The following is a 22,763-nucleotide window of genomic DNA, read 5'->3' on the forward strand; positions in this document are numbered from 1 at the left end:
GATCCCAGCTTACGGCCGGGCATGACAGAACGGCGGCGACCCGGACACTTCAGCGTTCCGCCGCAACTGTGGAGCCGCGCACCACGAGTGAACTCTCCAGTGTGACCCCGGTCTGCTCCAGCACCTTCCCCTCCATCAGGCGGCGAAGCTGCTCTCCGGCCTTCAGGCCCAGGGGAGTGGCGGGCAGATGCACGCTGGTAAGGCCCGGGTTGCTCGTAGCCGAATAGGGCAGGTCATCGAAGCCGGCCACCGCCAGCTCCTCCGGTATCCGCACCCCGGCCACCCGCGCCTCCTGCAGCACACCGTAGGCGTGCGTATCGGTACCGCAGACGACGGCAGTCACCCCCTCGCGCTGCCACGTCGGCCAGGCGGAGGCGAAGGCGGCCGCCGCCGCGCCGACGTCGATGGTGGTGCCGATGATGCGGTCCGCGCCGACGGTGACGCCGCGGGCAGAGGCCTCGTCCAGGAAAGCCTTCCGGCGGAGGGCGAACGTTTCCGTGCCGGTGACGCTGTCCACGTACGCCACCTGCCGGTGCCCGGTGTCCGCGAGGTGAGCAGCCAATTCCCGGGCCCCGCTGGCCACGTCAAGGTTTACCGACGGTGCATACGCTTCCATGCCCGGCGCGTCCAGTAGAACGAGCGGCGACGGCGACGCGAGCTCTTCGAGGAAGCCGGCGTTGGGTGCGTCCACCAGTAGCCCCGCCGGACGCAGCGACATGAGCCGCCGGACGTCGTCGGCCTCGGGAAACTCGCCCGCCTCGGTGACGGACAGCAGAAGCTGGTACTGCGGGCCGAGGGACTCCCGCACCCCGGCGATCACCTTGGCAAAAAAAGGGTTGGAGATGTCAGGCGCCACCAGGATCACGATCGAGCTGACACCCTTGGCCAGCGAACTGCCGATGCCGTCCACCACGTAGCCAAGCTCGACGATGGCCGCCCGGACCTTCGAAATGTTCTCCTCGGAGACGCGGCCGGCCGTCTTGCCGTTGGCCACCAGCGAGACCGTGGCCGTAGAGACGCCGGCCCGCGCGGCAACCATGGCGGCGGTGATCCGCCGGATGCGCGCAGGCTGCAACTGTTCCGCGGATTCCATACCTCGATCGTAGTAGGCGGAACTGTGCTGCTCAGCCTACGAAGTCGAGATCCGCGGGGCCGGCTGCGTGCTCTTTGGCTGGCGGGCGGCGGCCACCGCGCTGCGCCGCGGCACCGGCGAAGACCACCAGCAGGATGCCGACCACCTGGATGGCCGAGGGCTGCTGGTGCAGGATGACCAGGCCGAGGAGGACGCCGACGGCGGGTTCGAGGGCCATCAGCGTTCCGAATGCGGTGGGCGTCATCCTGCGCAGGGCGAGCATTTCCAGGGCGAACGGCAGCACGGGCAGCAGGATGGCCAGCCCCGCCGCTGCGGCGAGGATGTCAAGGCTGAGGTGGCCGGCGGCCTGGGGGATTCCGACGACGGCGGCCGCCACCGCGGCGATAGGCACCGTGAGGGTGAGCGCGCCGATGCCGCTGAACCTGTCGCCGATCCGTTGCGTGAGCAGGATGTACACACCCCATCCAATGGCTGCCAGCGCGGCCCACGCAACGCCCGTCGGGTTGAAGTCGCCCCGCCAGGGTTGAGTCAGCAGGACGACGCCTACCAGCGCCAGGGCGGGCCAGGCAAGAGCTGCCCGGTTGTGGCTGCGTACGGCGGCCACGGTCAAAGGACCCAGGAACTCGATTGCCACGGCGGTGCCGAGCGGTATGTGCTCAACCGCGGCGAGGAATCCCACCGTCATCACGCCCGTGGTGATCCCGAGGCCAAGCAGCGGCAAGACATCGGGCCGGCGGATAGAGCGAAGCGGCGGGCGGCCAATGGCCAGGAGGATGAGCGCTCCCATGCTGAGGCGCAACCATGCAGTACCGGCCGGGCCCACGGCTTCGATCATGTTCACGGACAGGGCCGAGCCCAGCTGGACCGACAGGATCGCTGTGACAGCCAGCCCCCACGGCGGGACCGGAACGTTTCGCTTGAGCATCTCAGTTTCCTTCGCTGGATAGTGGGGACGCAGGGGGTTCCTCCGGGCGGTGTCCCGAGCCCACACCCGGCTCGAAGACGGCCAGCGAGAACCGTGCGGGTTCAATGCCGGTATTGGCGTAGGAATGGTCCACATCTCCCGGGAACGAGACGGCGTCACCTGCTTCGAGGACAAAGGCCTCGTCGCCGACCACTACCGTGACAGACCCTACGCGGACCTGAAGCAGTTCCTTGGTGCCGGGTGCGTGGGCCTCGCTTTCATGCCGGTCTCCTGCCCCAAAGGTCCAGTCCCAGAGCTCAACCACGTCCGGTGATTCGGTTCCTGCCACCAGCACACCCCGTCCCCCGGAGGCAGAACTCCAGAGGGCCGCACCGTCACCGCTCCGGGTGACCGTTATGGGTTTGGGGCGGGGAGAGTCCACCAATGCCGGCAGGCCGATGCCGAGGGCATCGCTGATTCGAAGCAACGTGCCAACGCTGGGATTCGTGGCGCCCTGCTCTACGTTGACCACCATGCGGCGGCTGACTCCCGTGGCTTCTGCCAGCTGGTCGAGGGTCCAGCCACGCGCCTGCCGCTCCTGCCGAATACGGCCGCCGATCGCCGTGGCAAGGGCAGAGGTGCTTTTATCCATAAGTGCATCATACTGCACTTCTAGTGCACTTGCCGATACTGTAGCGGGATGCCCCGAAGAGGAGCAGCGCACCCCTTCCTGAAGAGTCCGCCAAGTGGGACGATGCACCTATGAGCGATACAAGCGGAGGAGCCACGCACGACCTCGGCCCGCACCAGCATGCACACACTGCGCCCAGCACCCAGCAGATGAGGACCGTCGGACAGCGCCGGCGGGACGCGGAGGAGAAGTTGGAACACCACCTCCAGGAAGCCCGCCACAAGAACGAACACCACGGCGCTGCGGCTGAAACCGAGGCCGGGAGCGCCGGCATCACCAAGGGCTAGCGTCTGGTTCCAACTTGAACTCCAGCTGCCAGCAGCCGTTACGGCTGCTGGCATTAAGCGCTTGACATGCGGCTACGTCAAGCGTTTGACGTGACGTTGGTAACGGTGGCAGGATCTCTCCTGAACGCTTTCGCTCCCCGCCCTCGCGCGGGCCCCAATGACGTGGAGATCATCGTGGAACCCACCGCCCAGTCCCTCAAAACGGACTCCCCAAGCCGCAGGAAGATCATTTTCGACTGCGACCCCGGGCATGACGACGCCGTGGCGTTGCTGCTCGCGCACGGCAACCCGGACATCGACCTGCTGGCCGTCACCACGGTGGTGGGAAACCAGACACTGGAGAAGGTCACCCGCAACGCCCTGGCCGTGGGCACCATCGCCGGCATCACCGGCGTTCCCTTCGCCGCCGGCTGCGGCCGCCCCCTGGTCCGCAGCATCGAAACCGCCCCGGACATCCACGGGGACAGCGGCATGGACGGCCCGGAGCTGCCGCCGTCCGCCATTGAACTGGACCCCCGGCACGCGGTGGACCTCATCATCGACACCGTCATGGCCCACGAACCCGGCACTGTCACCCTGGTGCCCACCGCCGGCCTCACCAACATCGCCCTGGCCGCGCGCAAGGAACCGCGCATCGTGGAACGCGTGAAGGAAGTTGTCCTCATGGGCGGCGGCTACCATGTGGGCAACTGGAGCGCCGTGTCCGAGTTCAACATCATCATCGACCCCGAGGCCGCGCACATTGTCTTCAACGAAAAGTGGCCGGTGGTGATGGTGGGCCTGGACCTGACGCACCAGGCGCTCGCCACCCCGGACGTGGTGGAGGCGATCGCCGCGATCGGCACCAAGCCGGCGAAGTTCGTCACCGAGCTGATGGACTTCTTCGCCCACACCTACAAGGACGCCCAGGGCTTCGACTTCCCGCCGGTCCACGATCCCTGCGCCGTTGCCTATGTCATCGATCCCAGCATCGTCAGCACCCGGAAGGTGCCGGTGGACATCGAACTGCAGGGCACCCTGACCCTCGGCATGACGGTGGCGGATTTTCGTGCCCCGGCCCCGGCCGACTGCCACACCAGCGTGGCCGTGGACCTGGACCACGAACGGTTCTGGAACCTCGTCACCGACGCCCTGGTCCGGATCGGAGAGCCGTACGACGGCGACGGCAGCGCAGGCGGGGTCCGCGCCGATGGTGACGCAGCCGACGTCGTCCGCCAGGAACGTACCCACCTCACCATGGGAGGGGTCAAGTAAATGGCTGCCACCCTCACCGAAACGAAGACCAGCCGGGGCAACGTCACCGCCCTGATGGTCGCCCTGCTGGCAGCCTGCGTGGCCTTCCAGCTCAACGCCTCCATGCTCAGCCCTGCCCTGGTGACTATGGGCGAGGAACTCAAAACAGACCAGGCCGTGATCGGCCTGTCGCAGACCTGGTTCTTCACCGCGGCCGCCCTGTTCTCCCTGTTCCTGCCCCGGCTGAGCGACATCATCGGCCGCAAGAAGATCCTGGTGGGAATGATGCTGCTGATGGCCGCCGGTTCGGTCATCGCCGCCCTCGCACCGGACGTCACCTGGCTTTTTGTGGGCCGCATCATCCAGGGCGTCAGCGGGCCCACCGTTCCGCTCTGCCTGATCATGCTGCGTTCCGCGGTCAGCAATCCGCGCAAGTACGGCACCCTCATGGGCCTCATCACGGCCGTCAACGGCGGCGTGGCCGGCGTCGACTCCTTTGTGGGCGGCTACTTCGCCGAGCACTTCGGCTTCCGCAGCATCTTTTGGCTCATGGTGGTGCTGGCACTCGTTGCCACGGCACTGATCACCTTCCTGGCGGGCGAAAGCAAGCCGGCCGCCGGGACCCGGATGGACTGGCTGGGCGTGTTCTTCATTGTCGTTGCCGTGGGTGCGCTGCTTACCGCCCTGAACGAAGGGGCCAAGCTGGTGGGCGCCTTCTCGTCCGGCACCCTGATGCTGAGCCTTGCACTGGTGCTGGTGTCCGCCGTCGCGTTCTACCTGTTCTGGCGGACTGAGAAACGGGCCAACCAGCCCATGGTGGAAACGCAGCACCTGCGCCAGCGCTCCACCTGGGCGCCCCTGCTGACCACCACCCTCACCATGACCGGCATCTTCGCCGTCATCAATGGCATCGTTCCCGCCTACGTCCAGGCGGCCGAGCCCGGCTTCGGCATTGGGCCCACCGAAATGTCGCTGATCATCCTCACCCCGTACGCCCTGCTGGGCTGGATCGTGGGACCGCTGAGCGGGAAACTCGCTCCCGTGCTGGGTTACACGAAGGTGCTGCGGATCGGCCTCCTGGGCAGCATCGCGGCGCTGGCCATCATCGCGTTCTTCGGTTTGGGCAGCCTGCCCCTGATGATTGCCGGCACGGTCTTGCTGGGCATCATGTACGCCGGTACGGTCAACATCATGCTCAACGGACTCGGCGTTGTCCTCTCGCCCGCGGGGAACCCCGGCTTCCTGCCCGGCATGAACGCCGGTGCCTTCAACCTCGGCGCAGGCCTGAGCTTCCTGATCCTGCCCGCCGTGCTGGTGGCGACGTCGGCGCTGGGCGATGCGAAGGCGTCCTACCTCACCGTTGTGGTCGTGGGCCTGGCCCTCACCGTGGCAGCCTTCGTTGCCTCGCTGCTGATCCCCAAGCCGGTCGAGGCTGAGGTGAGCGAATGAATCCCACACCTGACCGCCCGGGCCGCATCGCCGTCGTGGGTTCCCTGAACGCCGATCTCACCATCTACTGCGAGCGGTTCCCGCTCCCCGGCGAGACGGTGCACGGCAACGGGTTCGCCGTGAACCCGGGCGGCAAGAGCGCCAACCAGGCCGTCGCCGCAAGCCGGCTGGGCGGGCACGTCAGCCTTGTCGGCGCGGTGGGGGAGGACCCCAACGGCGGCATGCTGCTCACCTCCGCCGCGGGGGCCGGGGTGGACGTGGGGCATGTCCGGACTTCTCCGGAACCTACAGGTGTTGCCGTGATCGCGGTGGATGCCGGCGGTGAGAACAACATCATCATTTCGGCCGGTGCCAACGGCACATTGTCACCGGCGGACGTGGCGGACGCCGCGGACGTCCTTGCCGATGCCGCCGTGGTGAGCCTCTGCCTGGAGGTCGCTCTGGAAACTGTGCTGGCTGCTGCTGAGGCAGGGCACGACGCCGGCGCAACAGTTCTGCTGAACCTCTCGCCTTACGGCGAGGTTCCGGAGGCACTGACTGCCCGCACTGATGTCCTCTTGGTCAACGCACACGAGGCAGCGCTGTTCCTGGGCGACCTTGCCGCCGTTCCCGTCCCCGATGCGCCGGCTTCCGAGTGGAACAGGGTGCGGATGCGGTTTGCGGAGCGGGGGATCCGGCAGGTCCTGGTGACGCTCGGTTCGCAGGGGTCGATGGTGCTTGATTCGCTGGCTCCGGAGGGCCGGCAAGTAACCCGAATTGCTCCCACAACGGTCCGCGCTGTTGACACCACCGGGGCAGGAGATGCCTTCACCGGTGCCGTTGCAGTCCGGTTGGCCGCCGGTGATGCGCTCGCCGATGCGGCCGCCTTTGCCTCCGTGGCTGCTGCCCTGGCCACCACCCGCAAGGGGACCCAGGCTGCCTATCCGGAGGCGCATGACGTGGCCCGCCTTTTGGGAGCCTGAGAAGAAGCGTCACGTTGCGCCGTCGTGCTTTATGCCGGCGCCCCCGAACTTCGGTGGGCGCCCGGCGGCGGCTGTTGCTTTCCCTGGCCATCAGCGGAACCGCCCCACGAGCTTGAGGGCGCCCTTGACGAGCCGCGTGTACCGCTCGTTGGATACCCCCGGAGGAGGACCGACCGGGATCAGCCGCTGCACCGCGACTGTTTGGGCATCGGTGTATTTCAGGATGCCCTCCCTGCCGTGACGCCGTCCCACGCCGGAATCCTTCATCCCGCCCATCGGCGCATCGTGGGAGGCCCACGCCGCCGAGTACCCGTCGTTGACGTTGACAGTCCCGGCCAGCAGCCGCCGCCCCACTGATTCACCGTGGCGGGCGGACCAGACGCTGGCGTTGAGCCCGTAGCGGGAGTCGTTGGCGAGGGCCACCGCATCGTCGTCGTCCTCTACCTGATAGATGCTGACCACGGGCCCGAACGTTTCCTCCCGTGCGACGATCATGTCCTCCGTGACGCCGGTCAGGATGGTGGGCTCGTAGAAGTACGGGCCAAGGTCGGGCCGGGCGCGGCCGCCCGTGACAAGCCGGGCACCCTTCGAGAGCGCGTCCTGGACGTGGGTGGTCACCCTGTCCAGCTGTCTCTGGCCGGTGAGCGACCCCATATCGATGTTCCAGCCCGGGCCTGTGCCCAAACGAATCCCTTCCATCTGCTTGGTGAAGGCGGCCACGAACTCCTCGAAGACGGCTCGGTGGGCGTAGATCCGTTCCATGCTGATGCACAGCTGGCCCGAATTGGAGAAGCAGCCCTGTGCTGCGCCCCTGGCCGCCTTTTCAAGGTCCGCGTCTGCGAGGACGAGCATGGCGTTCTTCCCGCCGAGTTCAGCGGAGAAACCTATGAGCCGCTCGGCGCATTGCTTCGCCACGAGCTTTCCGGTCTCGGAAGAACCGGTGAACATGAGGAAGTCGGCCGCGCCAATCAGCGCGGAGCCCAGTGCCGGTCCCGGCCCGGTGACAATCTGGAAGAGGTCCCGCGGAAGCCCTGCCTCCTGCAGCAGCTCCAAGGCCAGCAGCGCTGTGAACGGGGTCTGCGAATCAGGTTTGAGGACCACTCCGTTGCCGGCCAGCAGGGCGGGGATCGCGTCCGAGACGGCGAGCGTGAACGGATAGTTCCACGGGCTGATGATCCCCACCACGCCCTTCGGGAGCCGGTGTTCCACGGTCCGGGTCAGGCCAGGCGCCGCGCCGGTGCGGCGGGCCGGCCGCAGGCACCGTTCCGCAGTGCGCTCGTAATACACCGCGGTGAGGGCGGCATCCGCCAGTTCCTCGAACGCGTTAAGCCGCGACTTGCCGCTCTCAACCTGGATCAGGTCAAGGATCCCGGCCTCCCGCTCGAGGAGCAGCCGGCGGAAACGCCGGACGACCGCGCGGCGCTCCCTGATGGGAACAGCGGCCCACTCACGCTGGGCTGCCCGGGCGCCGGCAACCGCCGCGGCGACGTCGCCGGGAGTGCAGATGGGCACTTCCCCCACGATGCCGCCGTCGAACGGCGAATAGGATGGCTGGGCCGGCCGGCCGGACGCGCTGGCCACAAGGCCCGCCAGGAGTGCCGGAGTTGTCTGCGGCTTCAGGCCGGTTACCGCCCGTGCCGGGCGCGGATCCTTCGTGCTGGTCATCGTGATCCTTCAGCCCTCAGGTGCCCGGTGGCCGGTACTTGATCTCTCCGGCTTTTTGCAGGGCTTCCATCGTGTCCTCGACGCTCATGAGCACTGTCGTTTCGAGTGAGCTGAGTGCGCCGCCTCCGCTGATGGCCAGCGCTACTGCGGCCATCGAGACGTTGTCCGGAGCTTCCCAGAGGTTGTAGCCGTCATGGCTGCCGAAGGCGTACCAGAATCCGTGAAGCTTCCCGCCCACTGATTCGATGTAGGCCTGCGCCGCTTTTCGCCGGTCTTCGGGGTTGCTAATCAGCCGGCCCCAGGTCTCGGGTGTGTAGCTGAACTTTGACAGATAAAGCGGCATCTTCTCATCCTTTGGTCGTGACGGGAGGTGCGGATCCACTCAGGATGGCAGTGCGCCGCCCCGAGGGCAACGGCCTGGTTCGCACTGCGCGGTACGCTCGGCACATGGTGCAGCGGCATAAGTATTACTACGGCGATGACGCCGGCCAGTGGGGTGAGCTGTTCCTTCCCGAACTGGCCGACGGCGGTACGCACCGAGGCGTGGTGGTGGTAATCCACGGGGGGTATTGGCGCTCGCAGTACGGGGCGGAGCTGGGGGAGCCGCTGGCAGAAGACCTTGCCGCTTACGGGCTGGCGGCGTGGAACCTGGAGTACCGGCGCGTCGGAAACGGCGGCGGCTGGCCCCATACCTTCCAGGACATTCTGGCGGGCATCGACAAGCTGGAGGACCTGGCCGCACCCCATGCTTTGGATCTGGCCAAGGTTGTGGCGCTGGGGCATTCCGCCGGCGGGCAGCTTGCGGTGTGGGCGGCAGGCCGGGACCGCCTGCGCCAGCGGGGGCTGGAGGCTGAGCACCGCGAGGTCGCGGCATCTGCCGACGGCGTCCGCCTCACCGGGGTGGTGAGCCAGTCCGGTGTCCTGAACCTCGCCGAGGCTGAAAGGCTCAATCTCAGCAATGGTGCGGTGGCCAACCTGCTGGGCGGGGCGTCGTCGGAACTCCCCGGCCGGCACCGGTACGCGGACCCGATGGCCGCGCTGCCGCTGAACGCTCCCGTCTATGCCGTCCACGCGGCGGAGGACGACGATGTGCCGCTGGCCTTGTCCACTGCCTACGCAGAGGCGAGCCTGCCGGGGCCGGTGCCGGCGCAGCTGGTGGTGGTTCCCGGCGACCACTTCGCACTGATCGGTCCCGAGGCGCCTGCATATGCAAAGTGCCGTGAACTGGTCCAGGAGCTGCTGGCTCCAGGGGAGCAAGGTGCCTAGTCTTTTCACGTGAGGCCGCCGAATGTCCTGCCACCCTTTGCCCCGGCGGTCCTACCGCTTGGCGGGCCCCGTCGACTCCCGGAAAACCAGCTCCATGGGGTCGAGCGCAAGGGTTTCCGTTGTGGTCGAAACGCCCCGTATCCGGGCTATAAGTTCGCTCATGCTCCGCGCCCCGAGCGCTTCGACGTCCATATGGACCGTGGACAAGGACGGGATGAAGTACCTTGACTCTGCCATGTCGTCCCAACCGAACACGCTGACCTGGCCGGGCACGGAGATGCCATGCTCATGCAGGGCCCGGATCACGCCCATGGCCATGGTGTCGTTTGCTGACACCACCGCCGTCACATCCTCCAGGGAGGCGATCTCCTGCCCCGCGGCGTAGCCGGAGGCCGACGACCAGTCACCTGCTGCTACCCCCGACGACACCAGGCCCAGCCGGGCGACGGTTTCCTCATAGACGGCCAGGCGGTTCCGGGCGGACGGCCAGGCAGCGGGACCGGCCACGTGGAAAAAGTTCCGGTGGCCCAAGGACGCCAGATGCTCCACGATCCTGGCAACGGCAGAACCGTCCGCCAGGCTGCCGCGGGCGCGCATGCGGTTGTCATACTCACCGGCAACCACCATGGGAACGCCCGGGTTTTGGTCCGGGAGTGCGCCGAGTTTGGCGGGCCGGGGGACGAAGGACAGGACACCTGCGATGTCTTCGCCGGCCAGCAGTCCCTGCAGCCGTTGCGCCCGGGCTTCGGCGCTTCCCTCCATGGCCAGGACGTCGATGCGGAAGCCGGCCGCGTGCGCAGTCTCCGCGGCGCCGCTCAGCATGCGGAGGGGGAAGTACAGGGACGCTTCCGGCACCACCACCACAATGCGGTACAGCTGGCGGGACCTCAGGGACCTGGCAGCGAGGTTGGGGGTGTAGTTGAGCTCCAGCAACGCCTTCTCAACGCGTTCCACCGTAGCTGGCTTGAGCTTGGCCTTGTCCTTCAAATACCGGGACACGGTCTGGTGGGACACGCCGGCCAGTTCTGCCACGTCATAGATAGTGGGTGCCTTCGACCGGCCCGGTCCTACAGCTGGTTGCACCATGGCGTCCCTTCAGGTTTTCGTCCTGCGGTTGTCGCGGGAGGGACCCGGCTCCAGCCTAATCCCTCCCGCTTCGCCGCAGCCGCACCCATCCCCTGGCTCAAGCAGGGGTGCCGGAGTCCCACTTCCGCAGCATCCCGCACATCCCGAAGAGCCGCTCTGTGCCGGCGGGCGCTGTCCGGGACACGGCTGCATCCCTGAAGTGGCTGAACCGGCCCTCGGCGAGGTCCGCGAGCCACTGCTCGGTCCGCGCCGCTTCCGGTGCGATCGTCCCGGTCCAGAGCTCCCGCCACGCCGGGACCCGTGACTGGACCAGCCGGACCGCGGCGCGGTGAAATTGCTCGACGGCGTCAAAGTCACCCGCCTGGGCAGCCTCCTTCAGCCGCTGGTAGCCTGCCAGAGCCGCGTCCCGTCTGGTGAGCGCAGCGGAAGCCAGCCCCTCCGGGGCCGAGCCGGTCCCGCCGTCGAGCCGTGCGGTCCGCTCATACCGTTCAGCATCGGCTACAACATCCGCCTCGAACGTGAGGACGGCATCGCCTGCCTCCGGCAGCCCGCCGTTCTGCATGATGGCAAGGATGTCCAGGCTGCCGCTGTTCACCAGGCGGTGAATGGTTCCGGGGCTGAACCACAGGAGGTCGTCCGGTGCAAGGTCATGGGATTCGTAACCTGAGGCAGTGACCGTTTCAACCCGCCCGGTTCCGGCCAGCACCAGGTAGGCCTCGGTGGAGACCGTGTGCATGTGCGGGGAACCGCCGCACACGCCGTCGAGCGATTCCCAGTCGTAGACGTTAAGGCGGGTGAGGGCCACCGCCCCCGGGAAGGGGGCGGCCTGCCGCAGGACGGTCATGCGTTGGATACCGCCTCCTGCTGCAGGGAAGCCGCGCCGGCCGCCGCGAGGGCTTCGAGCCTCTCCTGGTCGGAGTCGCCGTCGGCTATCACAACCGCATAGCGGTTCACCATGGTGTCCCCGGCTGCGAAGGTGACTTCCTTGCTGAAGAACGGCGCCGGGCCGAAGCAGGCAAATGGCTCCGAGCGGGCGAACCACTCGGGCGGGTGCTGGGCGTTGCTGGTGTCGTCGGCGATCAGCACCGTGGAGTGGCGGCAGCTGTCATCGTGCTGGCCCACGAAGGCGAGCCATGGTCCGCGGGTTCCGCGCAATGCTTCACCCGTTGCTCCGCCGGGTCCTTCAATCCGGCCGCCGGCAAACTCCCGGGGACCGCGCCAGAACAGGCCACCGTAGCCGGCGTTCTCCCGGCCTTCCGTCGTGGGCGAGCCGATCTGGACATCCCGTCCGGAGACGTTGGTCATGGCCGTTTCAAACACCAGGGTCCAGGAGTCGCCGCCGGGGCCGGGGAGGATCCGGATGGTACGCGTTTCATCAACCACGTGTTTCCCGTCCTGCGTCCACCAGGTCAGCGCATGAGCGAAACGGAACGCCCCGCCGGCGAGCCCGGCCTCAATGACGCGTTCGTGCCGCATGCGCCCGTTGTTGGGAAGCCATGTGTAGTCTTTTCCGCGACGGTAGCTGGGCCCGCCCCAAAAGTTGTCCTCGCCGAAGTGGGGCAGGGACCAGGCAATGCCCTTGTGCCACACATGGTCCCAGGGGCGGTAGACACTGACTGTTTCCCCGGCCGTGGTGCGCAGCGGATGGAAGAACGGCCGCGGCGATTCGCGCTGTTCGTCCGTGGCGTCATAGGTGTAGGTGGCGATCTCGAGGTCCCCGAGGGATACGGTCAGGGACTGGTTGTTGTCGCGCCAGTTGAGTGCTGTTGATGTGCTCATGCGTTCAGTGCTTCCTCTTGCTTCCAGGGTTCAAGGTGGCCGTCCATCCGGGTGAAGAACGGGCTGTCTTCGCCGATCTGGCCACGGGCGACGGTTCTGCCGCTGACGCTGGACGCATAGATTGCGGCCGCCAGTTCCATGGTGGCATAGGCATCCTTCACGGAGACCGGCGCGGGCTCCCCGTTGTGTAGGCTGCGGACGATGGCCGCGTACTGGGCGTTATGGCCGCTTGGCTGGTCCTCCCCCTGGGCCCAGGCGTCGACGACGCCGTTCTGGCCTGGTGCCGGCGTCACCGTCCAGTTGTGGTCGCTGTAGCCGTAGAGATGGTCCAGTTCCACCGTCGCATTTTCATAGTCCAGCCGAAGGTAGGAGGTTTCCCGCGGGGAGATTACGGAGTTGATGACCGTGGCAAACGCGCCGGACTCGAAGCGGACCACCGCCGCGGACGCATCCTCGGTGTCCGTCTTCCGCGCCAGTTTCCCTGCGAAGGCGGTCACCTCGGACCAGGGTCCCCACAGGTGCAGGAGGAGGTCGAACTGGTGGATGCCGTGGCCCATGGTGGGGCCGCCTCCCTCGACGTCCCAGAGGCCGCGCCACGGCACATCGAAGTAGGGCTGGTCACGGAACCACAGGGTGTTGCAGGTTCCGACGAGCTGCTTGCCCAGCGCACCGGACTGCTGCAGTGCCAGCAGCCGCTGGGCGCCGGAGCCGAACCGGTGCTGGAAGATGCAGCTCAGGGAACCGGCGGACTCTGCCTCGGCGGCCTCGAGCCGGCGCATCTGGCTCAGGGACAGGGCCGGCGGCTTTTCGATGACCGCGTGCAGGCCGCGCGCGAGTGCCTCCAGGGCCAGTGGGAAGTGGCTGGACGGGGGAGTGCAGATGGCTACGAGATCCAGCGGACCGCCGTCGAGCGCTTCTGCCAGGCTCGATGCAGTCCTGGCGACACCCCACTTGTGGGCGAAGGCCTCCGAGCGCGTGGGGTCCACGTCGATGGCCACGGCCAGCTCGATGCCTGGCTGCTGCTTGAGTGCCTCGGCGTGGGCATTGGCGATGCCGCCGGTGCCGATGAATGCGACGCGAAGGGGAGTGCCGGCGTCGTGATTGTTCTTCGTAGTCACGTCTACTTCCGGAGTGAGGATGAGAGTTCGTCGATGAAGGGCTGGGCGGCTTTTTCCGGGGTGGTGCGGTCAAAGAGAATGTCCGAGGTGTAGCGGCTGAGGATGTCCGTGATGGTGCTTCCGCCCGAGGGCGTGATGGGCGGGGCCGGCCGGACCTCCTCGGCGATGTCATTGGTGAAGGCGATCGCGGCCTTGTCCGTAGCGTTAAGCTTGGGGGAGATGGCCTCGCGGACCCTGGCGTTGGCGGGAATGCCGCGTTCAGTCAGCATGATGTCGCCCGCGGTCTGGCTGTTGGTGAGGTAGTTGAGGAACTTTTCAGCGGCTTTCTGGTGCTTGGTGCGGGAGGAGACGGACCAGAACATGGATGGCTTGTAGTAGGCGCCGCGTTCCTTGGCGCTGGACTCACCGGGCAGGCGGAGCAGTTTCAGTTCGTGGCCGCTGGCGCCCGAGTAGGCGGTGAGCTGGGTGCTGAAGACACCGGAGAAGCCCATCTCATTCTTGGCGAGCGGGGTCTGGTTCAGCGAAGCGCTGGCACTTTCGATGATGGCCGACGGCTTGGGCCCGGCGCCGGATGTCGAAAGGTCACGGACGTTCTGCCAGAACGAGACGAGCGTTTCAGGCTTGATGACCACCTTTCCGTCGTCGTCGTAGAGCCGGTCGCCGTGCTGCCGCGCCCAGATGTAGAGGTCCTGGTCGCCGTACTGCACACCGACACCCGTGCCTGCGCCGCTTTGGCTGACCTGCTGGCCGATCTTCTTGTAGTCCTCCCAGGTCCAGGTGGTGTCATCCGGCAGCGGCACGCCGGCCTTGGCCAGGACGGCAGGGTTGGCGGCGATGCAGAACGTGGCGATGCCCGTGACCAGCCCCACGAGCTCGCCGTCCACCTCCCCGCTCTTGAGGGTGTCCGGGTCCATGCCGGACGTATCCAGTCCGCTCAACTTCTTTATGTCCAGCAGGGCGCCGCGGTCGCCGTATTCGCGGACGTATTTCTCGTCCATCTGGATGATGTCCGGAGCATCGTTCGCGGCCACCTGCGTGGCGAGTTTGTCCCAGTAGCCGGTCCAGTCGCTGTACTCGCCCACAACAGTGATGTTGGGGTTTTCCGCCTCGAAGGCTTCAATGACTTGCTGGGTTGCCTTCTGGCGTGCATCGCCGCCCCACCAGGTGAAGCGGATGGTGACGGGTCCGGTTTCGTCGGCGGCGGGAGTGCCGCCGCCGGCACATCCGGACAGTGCCAGGACGGAAGCGGTGACGGCGGCGGAGAGCTTCAGGTAGCTGCGGCGCGTGGGGTTATAGCTCATAAAAGACCTTTCCAGGGTGGCGTCATCTTTGACGGTTGCGTGATGCCTGTGGTGGGGTGCCCGTGGATCAGGGAAGGGTGGAAGCTCCTTCGCAGGAGAATCGCGAATCGCTGCCTGGCCAGAAAAGTGATCGGTAACACAATTATGGTGATCGATAACTTTCTTGTCAACGACCTATCGCTGCTCCCATTGCCGGAACTGGGGCAGAGCGGGAGCTGACGGGCATCAGCGTCATCGTGCTTAGCAACGTGCTGGTCAGCCGGTCCTCTGGCAGAGTATGAGCATGCTCACAGTTATTGGCGAAGGCCTCGTCGACGTTGTCCAGCGCGCCTCCGGTATCGAAGCCCATGTCGGCGGCAGCCCGCTGAATGTCGCGGTGGGCCTGGCCCGCCTTGACCACCCCGTGCAGTTCATCGGCCGCTACGGCCGGGACGCGTATGGCGATTCCGTCGCGGCGCACCTGCGCGCCAGTTCCGTGATGCTGCCCCTGGGCCCGGATGAGCTGCCCACCAGCGTGGCCACCGCCCTGATTGACGACGACGGCGCCGCCACCTACACGTTCGACCTCGCCTGGGAGCTTCCCGGCATCGCCGATCGGCTGGCGTTTATGTTGCAGGGCACCACTCTGCTGCACACCGGTTCCATCGCCACCATGCTGGCGCCCGGTGCCACGGATGTGCTGGCCGCCGTCGAATACGCGCACCCGCGTGCCACCATCAGCTTCGACCCCAACTGCCGGCCGAGCATCATCGCCGATGTGGCCTATGCGCGCCGCCACGCGGAAAAATTCGTGACCCTCGCGGATGTGGTGAAGGCTTCGGACGAGGACCTGGCCTGGCTCTACCCGGAGCTGGACGTGCTCGACGCCGCGCGTAATTGGCTGGAGCTGGGCGGTAATGAAGGGCCCGCCATGGTGGTGGTCACCCGCGGAGCTGACGGGCCGTGGGGTGTTACCCGGGCGGGCGAGGCGCAGGTGGAGGCTCCGCGGGTTGAGGTGGCGGACACTGTGGGCGCAGGTGATTCCTTCATGGCTGCGCTGCTCTCCGGCCTGGTGGACCGCGGCCTGGACGGCGCACAAAACCGCAAGGACCTCCGGGAACTCCCCGCCGAGGGACTCGCTGAACTCCTGGCCCACGCGGCCAAGGCGGCGGCCGTTACGGTGTCACGGCCAGGCGCCAACCCGCCCACGCGCGCTGAGCTCAACGGGTCCTCGGGGGAGTAGCTGTCCCAACCTCATGCCTCGCAAACCTTGGCCGGTCGGCCACGGAAACACTGCCATCTGTCCCGTGGATACCAGCTATTCCAAATGCCTGATTCCTGAATAGTCCAACGGTTGTCACAGTGAGGGAAGTCACTTTTCAGCGCCTGAACCGCGCTGATCCCTCCGTGACCATCAAGAGGCTAAGGAAAATTCAATGGAGAATGTTCAGCTCACGGGTACTGCCAGGAATGAGGTACCGGCCCCTTCAGGGACCCGAAAGGCCGGGCGGATCCAGGCGGCCCTCCTCGTAGCCGGCAGTTGCATGCCGGTACTGGGAGCGGTCTTGCTGGCGCCCATCCTTCCCACCCTGAACCAGGCATTTGCCGACACCCCGGGAGTGGCCATCCTGGTCCCGCTCACCCTCACCCTGCCGGCGTTGTTTGTGGCGCTTTTTTCACCCCTGGCCGGCTACGTTGCCGATCGTTTGGGCCGAAAGCAACTCCTGGTGTTCGCAATGCTGGCATACGCTGCCTTCGGGACTGCACCGCTCTGGCTGGACAGTCTCGAAACAATCGCGCTGTCCAGGGTGGGCGTTGGCATCGCGGAAGCCGCCATTATGACCTGCTGCACCACGCTTCTCACGGACTACTACAAGGGTGAACAGCGGAACAAGTATCTCGGCCTGCAGACCATGGTCAGCGCTCTCGCCGCCACCGCATTTTTCGCGCTCGGCGGGGCCCTGGGCAGCATCAGCTGGCGGACGCCGTTCTGGCTCTACGCGGCCAGTGCCGTGATCGTCATTCCTATGGTTTTCAAGCTTTGGGAACCGGCAAAGAGCCAGCGCCCGACGGCGGTCCGGACGCCGGTGCCATGGCGGCAGATCGGTGCGCCCGCCGCCGTGACGCTGTTCGGCGGGATTGTGTTTTACGCCCTCATCGTTCACCTGCCGTATGTCATCACCGGCCTGGGGGTTGCCGACGCGGCACTCATCGGCCTCGCCGCAGCCATCGCATCCCTGGCCACCGCTGCTGGCGCCATTTCCTTCCGCTTCCTGGCAAAGCTGGGCACGAAGAACCTGCTGGCGCTCGCCTTCGGACTGGCCGCCGTCGGACTCTCACTCGTTTCCGTCGCAGGGAATGTTCCGCTGGCGATTGCCGGTGCTGTCATTGCCAGCGCAGGAACCGGCGTCCTGCTGCCCACCCTCCTGACCTGGGCCGTAAACGGACTCGAATACCAGCAGCGGGGCCGCGGCACGGGCATCTGGACCAGCACGTTGTTCATCGGCCAGTTCCTGACCCCCATCGTCCTCGGAGTGGCAGCGGCAGCGCTGGGCAGCCTTAGCTTCGCCTTGGGCGCTTTGGGCATCGCGTGCGCGGTGGCACTCCTGGCCGTCCTGGTCCGGGGGCCTCGGACGGTGTCCGCCAGCCACTAGAAGCCCGGGGAACGGTCACGTATGTGTTCTTTTAGGTTGCCGCTTGGGTCAGGCTTCCAAACCCGTGGCCACCGAACTGGAAGCCCTGGTCCAATCCTGCGCATCGAGAGGCTCTCGATGCGCAGGATGTGCGCGGCCTTGGATTCGTTTTGCCGCGCATCAACGCCGCTGGCCGCCTCCATTTGCACCCTCATTGAGGCTCACTGAGGGCGGCCTCCAGGGATGGGATCCCGTCCAGCAAGGGGAGCCGGACGGCGATATCGGGGTGAAACGGCATGTGGTCCCTTTACTGGGAGATTGTGACTACTTAGCTTGTGGTGATCAGGAGACGGACCCTCACGGCGCTGATGTACTTGTCGGAAAGGATCTCGAGGCGTTCGTCCCCGTTGAGGTATCTCCCTTCCTGTAAACCGGTGGAGGTCAAAACCAGCTCCCGGACTGAATCAAGCTCTACTTCAGATCCTGGCTTGTGGAAATCCACCTGCGCTCCTTGGCCAACGACGACGAACTCACTGGGACTGATGGCGAGGACCATGCCGAAAGGACGGCCGTCTCCTGGAGTGGGGCCATGGGTTGCGGCAACCGTTTCTCCGGGGAGTTCCGGCGCCGGCGGAACCCGCACACCAGCGTCCAGGAGCATATTTTCGAGGAGCTTCCTGGCATTGCGGACGCTAATGGTTACACCAGCCATTACAGCGCTAATGGAGTCTTCGTCCTGGTCAAGGGCGAAGCCGAAAATCCGGCCATCGCGCTGGGCGTCGACTATTTCTGGAGTAAGGGAAGTGATGATTCTGGATGCTGTGCTGAACTGGTTGCCTTCCCTGCCTTCTTCTACACCGAAGACGTTGTAGCCGAGACCTCCAAAGCCGCCGATTGCCAAAAACGCGTCTCCGGCACGGAAGCGGGCTTCAGGGATGAACAACGGGTTAAGGTCGGAGGCATACTGCCGCATAACTTCTGCCGCGTTGGGGACGTAAATATCAGGTGCCAGGAAGTCAAGGGCCGGCGCAGCAGCCCGCCAGACCGGGATCATTCTGGCGGTCGGACCCCCGCTTGGGTACTGGCCGGGCATGTCCTGGCCGCGTTGGGGGCCAAGCCAGGCGTTCGCGTATGCGGGAAGGGGCAGAATCGCTTTTCCGGCAGCCGCTAAACCTCCCACAAAGGACGCAAATCCCCAGGCCATGAAAGTCTCTTCACCAACGGGATTGTCATCGCCGAAATGGTCCGCCCAGCTCATGCTGCCGTCCGGATTTGCGCCGAGGACCTGCACAAATTCCGGGTCAAAAGAATCCGGTGCTTCGGAAACCGCAGCAATCAGTTCCTCGGGGAGCGGTGCATTCCAGATGGCTTCGGCCAGCGCGTTGTGGTCCCTTCCTGCGCCCAGCAGCCCTACTTCGTTTTCAACCTGAACCATGATTACTGTATGGTCCGGATCGATCAGGGCCACATGCCTCATGAGAGACGTGTAAGCAGTGCGGTCCGCCTCAAAAAGGTCGCGCGAGAATACGGACAGGCTTGGCCTCGGCATGGATCCGGGGTAAGAGAAGGGCGTCTTCAGGGGTTTGACGCCCCTGTCCGCGCGTGGGAAGCGTTTCCGGTCGGCACGCACCCAACTGGGGGCATAGGTGGAGGAAGCGTTCTTGAACGCCCCAAACCAAATCAATACCAGACGGACGCCAGTGGACCGAGCATCTTCCACCAACCCGTCCACGATCGAAAAGTCGAGCTGTCCTTCCACCGGTTCGACTTGTTCCCATGACACAGGAGCGATAACGGAGTTAATGCCGGCCGTTGCCAGTTTGTCCCAGATAGGCGACATGTAGTCCCGATCGGATGCGCTTGAATTATGCAATTCCCCACCGATGCAGAGGAACGGCTTCTCTTCAACGATGAGCCGGGTGTGGCTGCCAATTCGCTCCAGGCGCGGGAGGTTTCGTGCATCCACTCCTGATTGAGGGGTAACTTTTTCCTGAACTATGGGGTCCGGGTTGGACATGGTGATTGGTCCTCATTCTTTGGTTGTCGGGGAAGTGGCCTATTTCAGGGGTTCCGATGACCGCTGGGCCCTGTTAGGTCAGGAGGAAACGACCTTAAGGCTGAAACCTTGGGAGGAGACGCCGTCGCCAATCTCTATACGGAACTCTCCTGGCTCCACGATGTATCCGGTATGGGGATCGTTGGTCCAGAAGCCGAGATCATCAAAGCCGACTGTTAGTGACACATGGCGTTCTTGTCCGGCAGGTACGGAGACCCGGTTAAAGCCTCGCAGCCGTCTGACAGGCTGGGTAACACTTGCCACGAGGTCCGAGACGTACAACTGGACCACTTCGTCGCCATCTCTAGTCCCGGTGTTGTGAACGATCGTGGTGAAAGAAAGCTTTGCTCCATCTTTGAGCTCATCCAACGTGACCGAAAGTGCCTGATCGGGTGATGCTTCAAGCTCAAACGACGTATAGCTGAGCCCATACCCAAAGCCGAATTGTGGCCCAAGCTCCAAGTCCAGGTACTTCGATTTGTAGTAGTCATCGGTGTTGTTAGGCCCGGTCAGCCCGACGTCGGGCTGGTTGTTAGAGAGTCTTCCTCCCGTGCGGGCAGGCCGGCCTGTGGACTCGTGGTTGTAGTAGATGGGAATCTGACCAACGGATCGCGGGAAAGACATGGGAAGCTTGCCGCCGGGATTCACTGCTCCTGTAAGCACATCCGCAATAGCGGTTCCGGCCTCGGTGCCCAGGTGCCACGCCACAAGGAGGTCGGGACAGTCATCGATCCAGTCGCTGACCACGAGTGGGCGTCCCGTCATCAACACCACCGCCATGGGGGTGCCGGTGCGCGCTATCGCCTGGATCAACGCGGTCTGGTCACCAGGGAGGTCCAAGGAACTGCGTGAGCTGGCTTCGCCAGAAATTGAGCTGGGTTCGCCGACGGCGACAATCACTACGTCAGCCTCGGCAGCGGCTTGGGCAGCTTCCTCTTGCAGGGCAGGGTCCGAATCAAAGAATGCAGCCCCCGGAAGTGTCGTAATTATGGAGTTCGGGAGAGCTGCAGTGAGGGACTCAAAGATGGACGACGTCGTTGGCGATGCGAAGTACTGCACCCACGCTCCGAGGTGGTCTCTGCTTTCGGCATATGGGCCCACCAGAAGTACGCGTTGTCCCCGCGGTGCGAGGGGAAGGACTGCCCCATCGTTCTTTAGCAGGACCGTGCAGCGTGCGGCCGTGGCCCTTGCTGCTGACAGCGAGGCCTCGTCAGGGCCGGTCGAGGCCCGGGACTCGTCGACATAGGGGTTCTCGAACAGGCCCAGTGCTTGCTTTAGACGAAGCACACGAAGTACCGCGTCGTCCAGGCGTGCGGGGTCCAGGTCGCCGTCGCGGATAATGGGCTCGCCATCGTTGAGCAGGGAGCCGCCCATCTCCACATCGAGCCCGGCCGAAAGTGCGAGCCGTCCTGCGTCGGCTGGGTTGGCGGCGACGCCATGCTCAACCAACTCGCCAACGCCCCCTGCGTCAGCAACGACGATGCCGGCATGGTCCCACTCGTTTTTCAGGACGCCCGTCAGCATCTGTCGGTTGGCGTGCATGGGTACACCCGATACCGCATTGAAACTCGCCATGACACTGGCGACTCCCGCTTCAACCGCGACCCTGAAGGGCTCCAGGTACACGTTGCGAAGCCGTTGGATGGAAATGTCTGTGGTGTTGTAGTCGCGGCCTCCCTCGGCGGCGCTGTAGCCAACGAAATGTTTGGCGCAGGCGGCGATGGACTCATCCGAGGAGAGGTCGTCGCCTTGGTATCCCCGGATCTTGGCCTCCCCAAGGAGGGCGTTGAGATAAGGGTCTTCACCAAACCCTTCAACCACGCGTCCCCAGCGTGGGTCCCGGGATACATCTATCATCGGGGAAAAGGTCCAGTTGACTCCCGTGGACCGGGCTTCCTTGGCAGAGAGGCGGGCGTCAGCCGCTGCGACCTCCGGGTCGAAGCTGGCTGCTTGCGCCAGGGGAGTGGGAAAGATCGTGAACTGACCATGGACCACGTCGAGGCCGATCAGGAGCGGGATGCCGTGCGGGCTCTCCTCGACGGCCAGCCGTTGAAGCGCATTGGTGGCCTTCGCCGCCGCAGGCCAGAAGAGTGCACCTGCTCCATTTCGTGCAAGGTTTCCGGACTCGGCCGGGTCGGGCCTCCAGACGATCTGGAGCTGTGCGAGCTTCTCCGCGTGGGTCATCGCGGCCAGGATCTGTTCCGGAGTTGAAATTAGTTTCAACTGACTGTTCCTTCCAGGGTCGCTGTCTGGGTCGGCTTGACGCGGACCTCGTGTCTTATGAAATCAAGCGTTCGCATGATGCCGAGGGTGTCGCCGAGTGGCATCACGGAGCTCTGCAACTTGCCGGTTTCAAGAAGTGAGTGGAACTCGAGAATTTCGTATTTGAGTCCGCCGCCAACTATCGGCGTGTGGATGAGGTGGGACTGCATGAGCCCCGGCCCCGAGGGGTTGTAGCGTGAAACAGTCAGTTCGTGTGGACAATGGTGCGGGGCCGGCAGCTGGATGTAGCCCTCGGTCCCCAGTATCCGTGCGTCATTGGGAAGCACTGTGGACATTGAGGAGCTGATGTTTCCGGTTGCGCCGTCACCGAAGGACAAAAGGGCCGTTGTGTCCAGGTCCACCCCGCTGGTGCTGCTGCGGCCGAACGCGGCTACGGCCGGCTCATTGCCGAGGAGCCAGTGCGAGAGCTGAACAGGGTAAACGCCCATCTCCAGCAGACTTCCGCCGCCCAGCGCAAGATTGTACAACTGTGGCCGTGCCCGCGGACCAGCCTCCGGAATCGGGAAACCGAAGGACGCTTCAACCTTTCGAACCTCTCCGATGGCGCCGTCGTCCACCAGCCGCTTCAGCTCAACGTAGGCAGGAAGGAAGCGGGACCACATGGCCTCCATTAGGATTGTCCCGGTTCGCTTGGCGGTTCGAGCCAGGTCCAGGGCTTCGGCGTGGGTAGAAGTGAACGGTTTCTCAACCAAGACGTGTTTGCCCGCCTCCATAAACAGCGTGGCGTGCTCATGGTGCAGTCCTGCCGGGGTGGAAACGTACACCGCGTCTATGGTGTGGTCACGGGCAAGGTCTTGAAATGACAGGTGCTGCTTCGGGATGCCGAGTTCGGAACAGAACTTTGCTGAGGCTGCGGTGGTACGGGATGCAGCAGCAGTGAGCGAGGCTGAGGGTACTTCAGCCAGGGTCCGCGCGAATTCCCGGGCGATGGTTCCCGTGCCGGCAAGCCCCCATCTCACAGTCGTGTTGTCGGGCATG

At 65.2% G+C, this 22,763-nt stretch carries 20 protein-coding genes; 7 read left to right on the forward strand and 13 right to left on the reverse strand.

All coding sequences use genetic code 11. The features are described 5' to 3' along the window. Positions 1 to 49: 49 nt before the first annotated feature. From M1E07_RS21020 to M1E07_RS21030, 3 genes are read right to left on the reverse strand one after another with little or no spacing between them, the layout of a single operon-like run. Positions 50 to 1,093, reverse strand: a complete 1,044-nt coding sequence (locus tag M1E07_RS21020) for a LacI family DNA-binding transcriptional regulator (protein ID WP_461188528.1) — start codon at positions 1,091 to 1,093, stop codon at positions 50 to 52. A 31-nt stretch (positions 1,094 to 1,124) separates the two neighbouring features. Further along, positions 1,125 to 2,018 (reverse strand): EamA family transporter, encoded by an 894-nt coding sequence (locus M1E07_RS21025; protein WP_461188529.1) that lies wholly within the window; start codon positions 2,016 to 2,018, stop codon positions 1,125 to 1,127. 1 nt (position 2,019) lies between these two features. Continuing rightward, the gene (locus M1E07_RS21030) at positions 2,020 to 2,649 is read right to left on the reverse strand and encodes a helix-turn-helix domain-containing protein (RefSeq protein ID WP_461188530.1); all 630 of its coding nucleotides are present in this window, start codon (positions 2,647 to 2,649) and stop codon (positions 2,020 to 2,022) included. 110 nt (positions 2,650 to 2,759) lie between these two features. Between M1E07_RS21030 and M1E07_RS21035 the strand changes: the two genes are divergently transcribed. The 4 genes from M1E07_RS21035 to M1E07_RS21050 all read left to right on the forward strand — a co-directional run bounded on the left by M1E07_RS21035 (position 2,760) and on the right by M1E07_RS21050 (position 6,619). Continuing rightward, positions 2,760 to 2,975 carry a hypothetical protein gene (locus M1E07_RS21035; RefSeq protein WP_461188531.1) on the forward strand — a complete coding sequence of 72 codons (216 nt, stop codon included), beginning with the start codon at positions 2,760 to 2,762 and terminating at the stop codon, positions 2,973 to 2,975. 174 nt (positions 2,976 to 3,149) lie between these two features. Beyond that, positions 3,150 to 4,229, forward strand: coding sequence for a uridine-preferring nucleoside hydrolase UriH (gene uriH, locus M1E07_RS21040; RefSeq protein ID WP_461190457.1), 1,080 nt, complete (start codon positions 3,150 to 3,152; stop codon positions 4,227 to 4,229). Next, complete coding sequence (uriT, locus tag M1E07_RS21045) at positions 4,230 to 5,657, forward strand: uridine transporter UriT (RefSeq protein ID WP_461188532.1); 1,428 nt, start codon at positions 4,230 to 4,232, stop codon at positions 5,655 to 5,657. Next, positions 5,654 to 6,619, forward strand: coding sequence for a ribokinase (locus M1E07_RS21050; protein WP_461188533.1), 966 nt, complete (start codon positions 5,654 to 5,656; stop codon positions 6,617 to 6,619). The genes uriT and M1E07_RS21050 overlap by 4 nt, the downstream gene beginning before the upstream one ends. Before the next feature lie 90 nt (positions 6,620 to 6,709). On the opposite strand, the gene M1E07_RS21055 is transcribed toward M1E07_RS21050, so the two are convergent. Both M1E07_RS21055 and M1E07_RS21060 read right to left on the reverse strand, forming a co-directional pair. After that, positions 6,710 to 8,284: a succinic semialdehyde dehydrogenase gene (locus M1E07_RS21055; protein WP_461188534.1), complete on the reverse strand. Its 1,575-nt coding sequence runs from the start codon at positions 8,282 to 8,284 to the stop codon at positions 6,710 to 6,712. Positions 8,285 to 8,300: 16 nt separating this feature from the next. Next, positions 8,301 to 8,627 carry a GYD domain-containing protein gene (locus M1E07_RS21060; RefSeq protein WP_461188535.1) on the reverse strand — a complete coding sequence of 109 codons (327 nt, stop codon included), beginning with the start codon at positions 8,625 to 8,627 and terminating at the stop codon, positions 8,301 to 8,303. Positions 8,628 to 8,731: 104 nt separating this feature from the next. On the opposite strand from M1E07_RS21060, the gene M1E07_RS21065 reads away from it, so the two are divergent. Next, positions 8,732 to 9,550, forward strand: coding sequence for an alpha/beta hydrolase (locus tag M1E07_RS21065; RefSeq protein ID WP_461188536.1), 819 nt, complete (start codon positions 8,732 to 8,734; stop codon positions 9,548 to 9,550). Between the two features lie 51 nt (positions 9,551 to 9,601). Here M1E07_RS21065 and M1E07_RS21070 read toward each other — a convergent pair whose 3' ends face one another. The 5 genes from M1E07_RS21070 to M1E07_RS21090 form a co-directional block, all read right to left on the reverse strand. Further along, entirely contained in the window at positions 9,602 to 10,636 is a 1,035-nt protein-coding gene (locus M1E07_RS21070; protein WP_461188537.1) for a LacI family DNA-binding transcriptional regulator, read from the reverse strand. A 97-nt stretch (positions 10,637 to 10,733) separates the two neighbouring features. Further along, a complete protein-coding gene (locus M1E07_RS21075) occupies positions 10,734 to 11,480 on the reverse strand; it encodes a cupin domain-containing protein (protein ID WP_461188538.1) in 747 nt (248 codons plus the stop codon). After that, positions 11,477 to 12,415 (reverse strand): DUF6807 domain-containing protein, encoded by a 939-nt coding sequence (locus tag M1E07_RS21080; RefSeq protein ID WP_461188539.1) that lies wholly within the window; start codon positions 12,413 to 12,415, stop codon positions 11,477 to 11,479. The genes M1E07_RS21075 and M1E07_RS21080 overlap by 4 nt, the downstream gene beginning before the upstream one ends. Beyond that, positions 12,412 to 13,533, reverse strand: coding sequence for a Gfo/Idh/MocA family protein (locus tag M1E07_RS21085; protein ID WP_461188540.1), 1,122 nt, complete (start codon positions 13,531 to 13,533; stop codon positions 12,412 to 12,414). The genes M1E07_RS21080 and M1E07_RS21085 overlap by 4 nt, the downstream gene beginning before the upstream one ends. Before the next feature lie 2 nt (positions 13,534 to 13,535). Beyond that, complete coding sequence (locus M1E07_RS21090; RefSeq protein ID WP_461188541.1) at positions 13,536 to 14,834, reverse strand: ABC transporter substrate-binding protein; 1,299 nt, start codon at positions 14,832 to 14,834, stop codon at positions 13,536 to 13,538. 283 nt (positions 14,835 to 15,117) lie between these two features. On the opposite strand from M1E07_RS21090, the gene M1E07_RS21095 reads away from it, so the two are divergent. Together M1E07_RS21095 and M1E07_RS21100 are read left to right on the forward strand one after the other, a co-directional pair. Continuing rightward, positions 15,118 to 16,056 carry a carbohydrate kinase family protein gene (locus M1E07_RS21095; RefSeq protein WP_461188542.1) on the forward strand — a complete coding sequence of 313 codons (939 nt, stop codon included), beginning with the start codon at positions 15,118 to 15,120 and terminating at the stop codon, positions 16,054 to 16,056. Positions 16,057 to 16,249: 193 nt separating this feature from the next. Continuing rightward, the gene (locus tag M1E07_RS21100; protein WP_461188543.1) at positions 16,250 to 17,467 is read left to right on the forward strand and encodes an MFS transporter; all 1,218 of its coding nucleotides are present in this window, start codon (positions 16,250 to 16,252) and stop codon (positions 17,465 to 17,467) included. 307 nt (positions 17,468 to 17,774) lie between these two features. Here M1E07_RS21100 and M1E07_RS21105 read toward each other — a convergent pair whose 3' ends face one another. The 3 genes from M1E07_RS21105 to M1E07_RS21115 all read right to left on the reverse strand — a co-directional run bounded on the left by M1E07_RS21105 (position 17,775) and on the right by M1E07_RS21115 (position 22,762). Then, entirely contained in the window at positions 17,775 to 19,463 is a 1,689-nt protein-coding gene (locus M1E07_RS21105; protein WP_461188544.1) for a DUF5597 domain-containing protein, read from the reverse strand. 78 nt (positions 19,464 to 19,541) lie between these two features. Then, on the reverse strand, positions 19,542 to 21,725 hold the full coding sequence (locus tag M1E07_RS21110; RefSeq protein ID WP_461188545.1) for a glycoside hydrolase family 3 N-terminal domain-containing protein: 2,184 nt from the start codon (positions 21,723 to 21,725) through the stop codon (positions 19,542 to 19,544). Beyond that, positions 21,722 to 22,762, reverse strand: coding sequence for a Gfo/Idh/MocA family protein (locus M1E07_RS21115; RefSeq protein WP_461188546.1), 1,041 nt, complete (start codon positions 22,760 to 22,762; stop codon positions 21,722 to 21,724). Before M1E07_RS21115 ends, M1E07_RS21110 begins: the two co-directional genes overlap by 4 nt. Between the last annotated feature and the right edge of the window lies 1 nt (position 22,763).

Source organism: Arthrobacter sp. Z4-13 (genome assembly GCF_054792705.1).

Coding starts and splice junctions, on each gene's coding strand:
- M1E07_RS21020 (WP_461188528.1), bottom strand. CDS start 1,093: ATGGAATCCGCGGAACAGTTGCAGCCTGCGCGCATCCGGCGGATCACC.
- M1E07_RS21025 (WP_461188529.1), bottom strand. CDS start 2,018: ATGCTCAAGCGAAACGTTCCGGTCCCGCCGTGGGGGCTGGCTGTCACA.
- M1E07_RS21030 (WP_461188530.1), bottom strand. CDS start 2,649: ATGGATAAAAGCACCTCTGCCCTTGCCACGGCGATCGGCGGCCGTATT.
- M1E07_RS21035 (WP_461188531.1), top strand. CDS start 2,760: ATGAGCGATACAAGCGGAGGAGCCACGCACGACCTCGGCCCGCACCAG.
- uriT (WP_461188532.1), top strand. CDS start 4,230: ATGGCTGCCACCCTCACCGAAACGAAGACCAGCCGGGGCAACGTCACC.
- M1E07_RS21050 (WP_461188533.1), top strand. CDS start 5,654: ATGAATCCCACACCTGACCGCCCGGGCCGCATCGCCGTCGTGGGTTCC.
- M1E07_RS21055 (WP_461188534.1), bottom strand. CDS start 8,284: ATGACCAGCACGAAGGATCCGCGCCCGGCACGGGCGGTAACCGGCCTG.
- M1E07_RS21060 (WP_461188535.1), bottom strand. CDS start 8,627: ATGCCGCTTTATCTGTCAAAGTTCAGCTACACACCCGAGACCTGGGGC.
- M1E07_RS21065 (WP_461188536.1), top strand. CDS start 8,732: ATGGTGCAGCGGCATAAGTATTACTACGGCGATGACGCCGGCCAGTGG.
- M1E07_RS21070 (WP_461188537.1), bottom strand. CDS start 10,636: ATGGTGCAACCAGCTGTAGGACCGGGCCGGTCGAAGGCACCCACTATC.
- M1E07_RS21075 (WP_461188538.1), bottom strand. CDS start 11,480: ATGACCGTCCTGCGGCAGGCCGCCCCCTTCCCGGGGGCGGTGGCCCTC.
- M1E07_RS21080 (WP_461188539.1), bottom strand. CDS start 12,415: ATGAGCACATCAACAGCACTCAACTGGCGCGACAACAACCAGTCCCTG.
- M1E07_RS21090 (WP_461188541.1), bottom strand. CDS start 14,834: ATGAGCTATAACCCCACGCGCCGCAGCTACCTGAAGCTCTCCGCCGCC.
- M1E07_RS21095 (WP_461188542.1), top strand. CDS start 15,118: ATGCTCACAGTTATTGGCGAAGGCCTCGTCGACGTTGTCCAGCGCGCC.
- M1E07_RS21100 (WP_461188543.1), top strand. CDS start 16,250: ATGGAGAATGTTCAGCTCACGGGTACTGCCAGGAATGAGGTACCGGCC.
- M1E07_RS21105 (WP_461188544.1), bottom strand. CDS start 19,463: ATGTCCAACCCGGACCCCATAGTTCAGGAAAAAGTTACCCCTCAATCA.
- M1E07_RS21115 (WP_461188546.1), bottom strand. CDS start 22,762: ATGCCCGACAACACGACTGTGAGATGGGGGCTTGCCGGCACGGGAACC.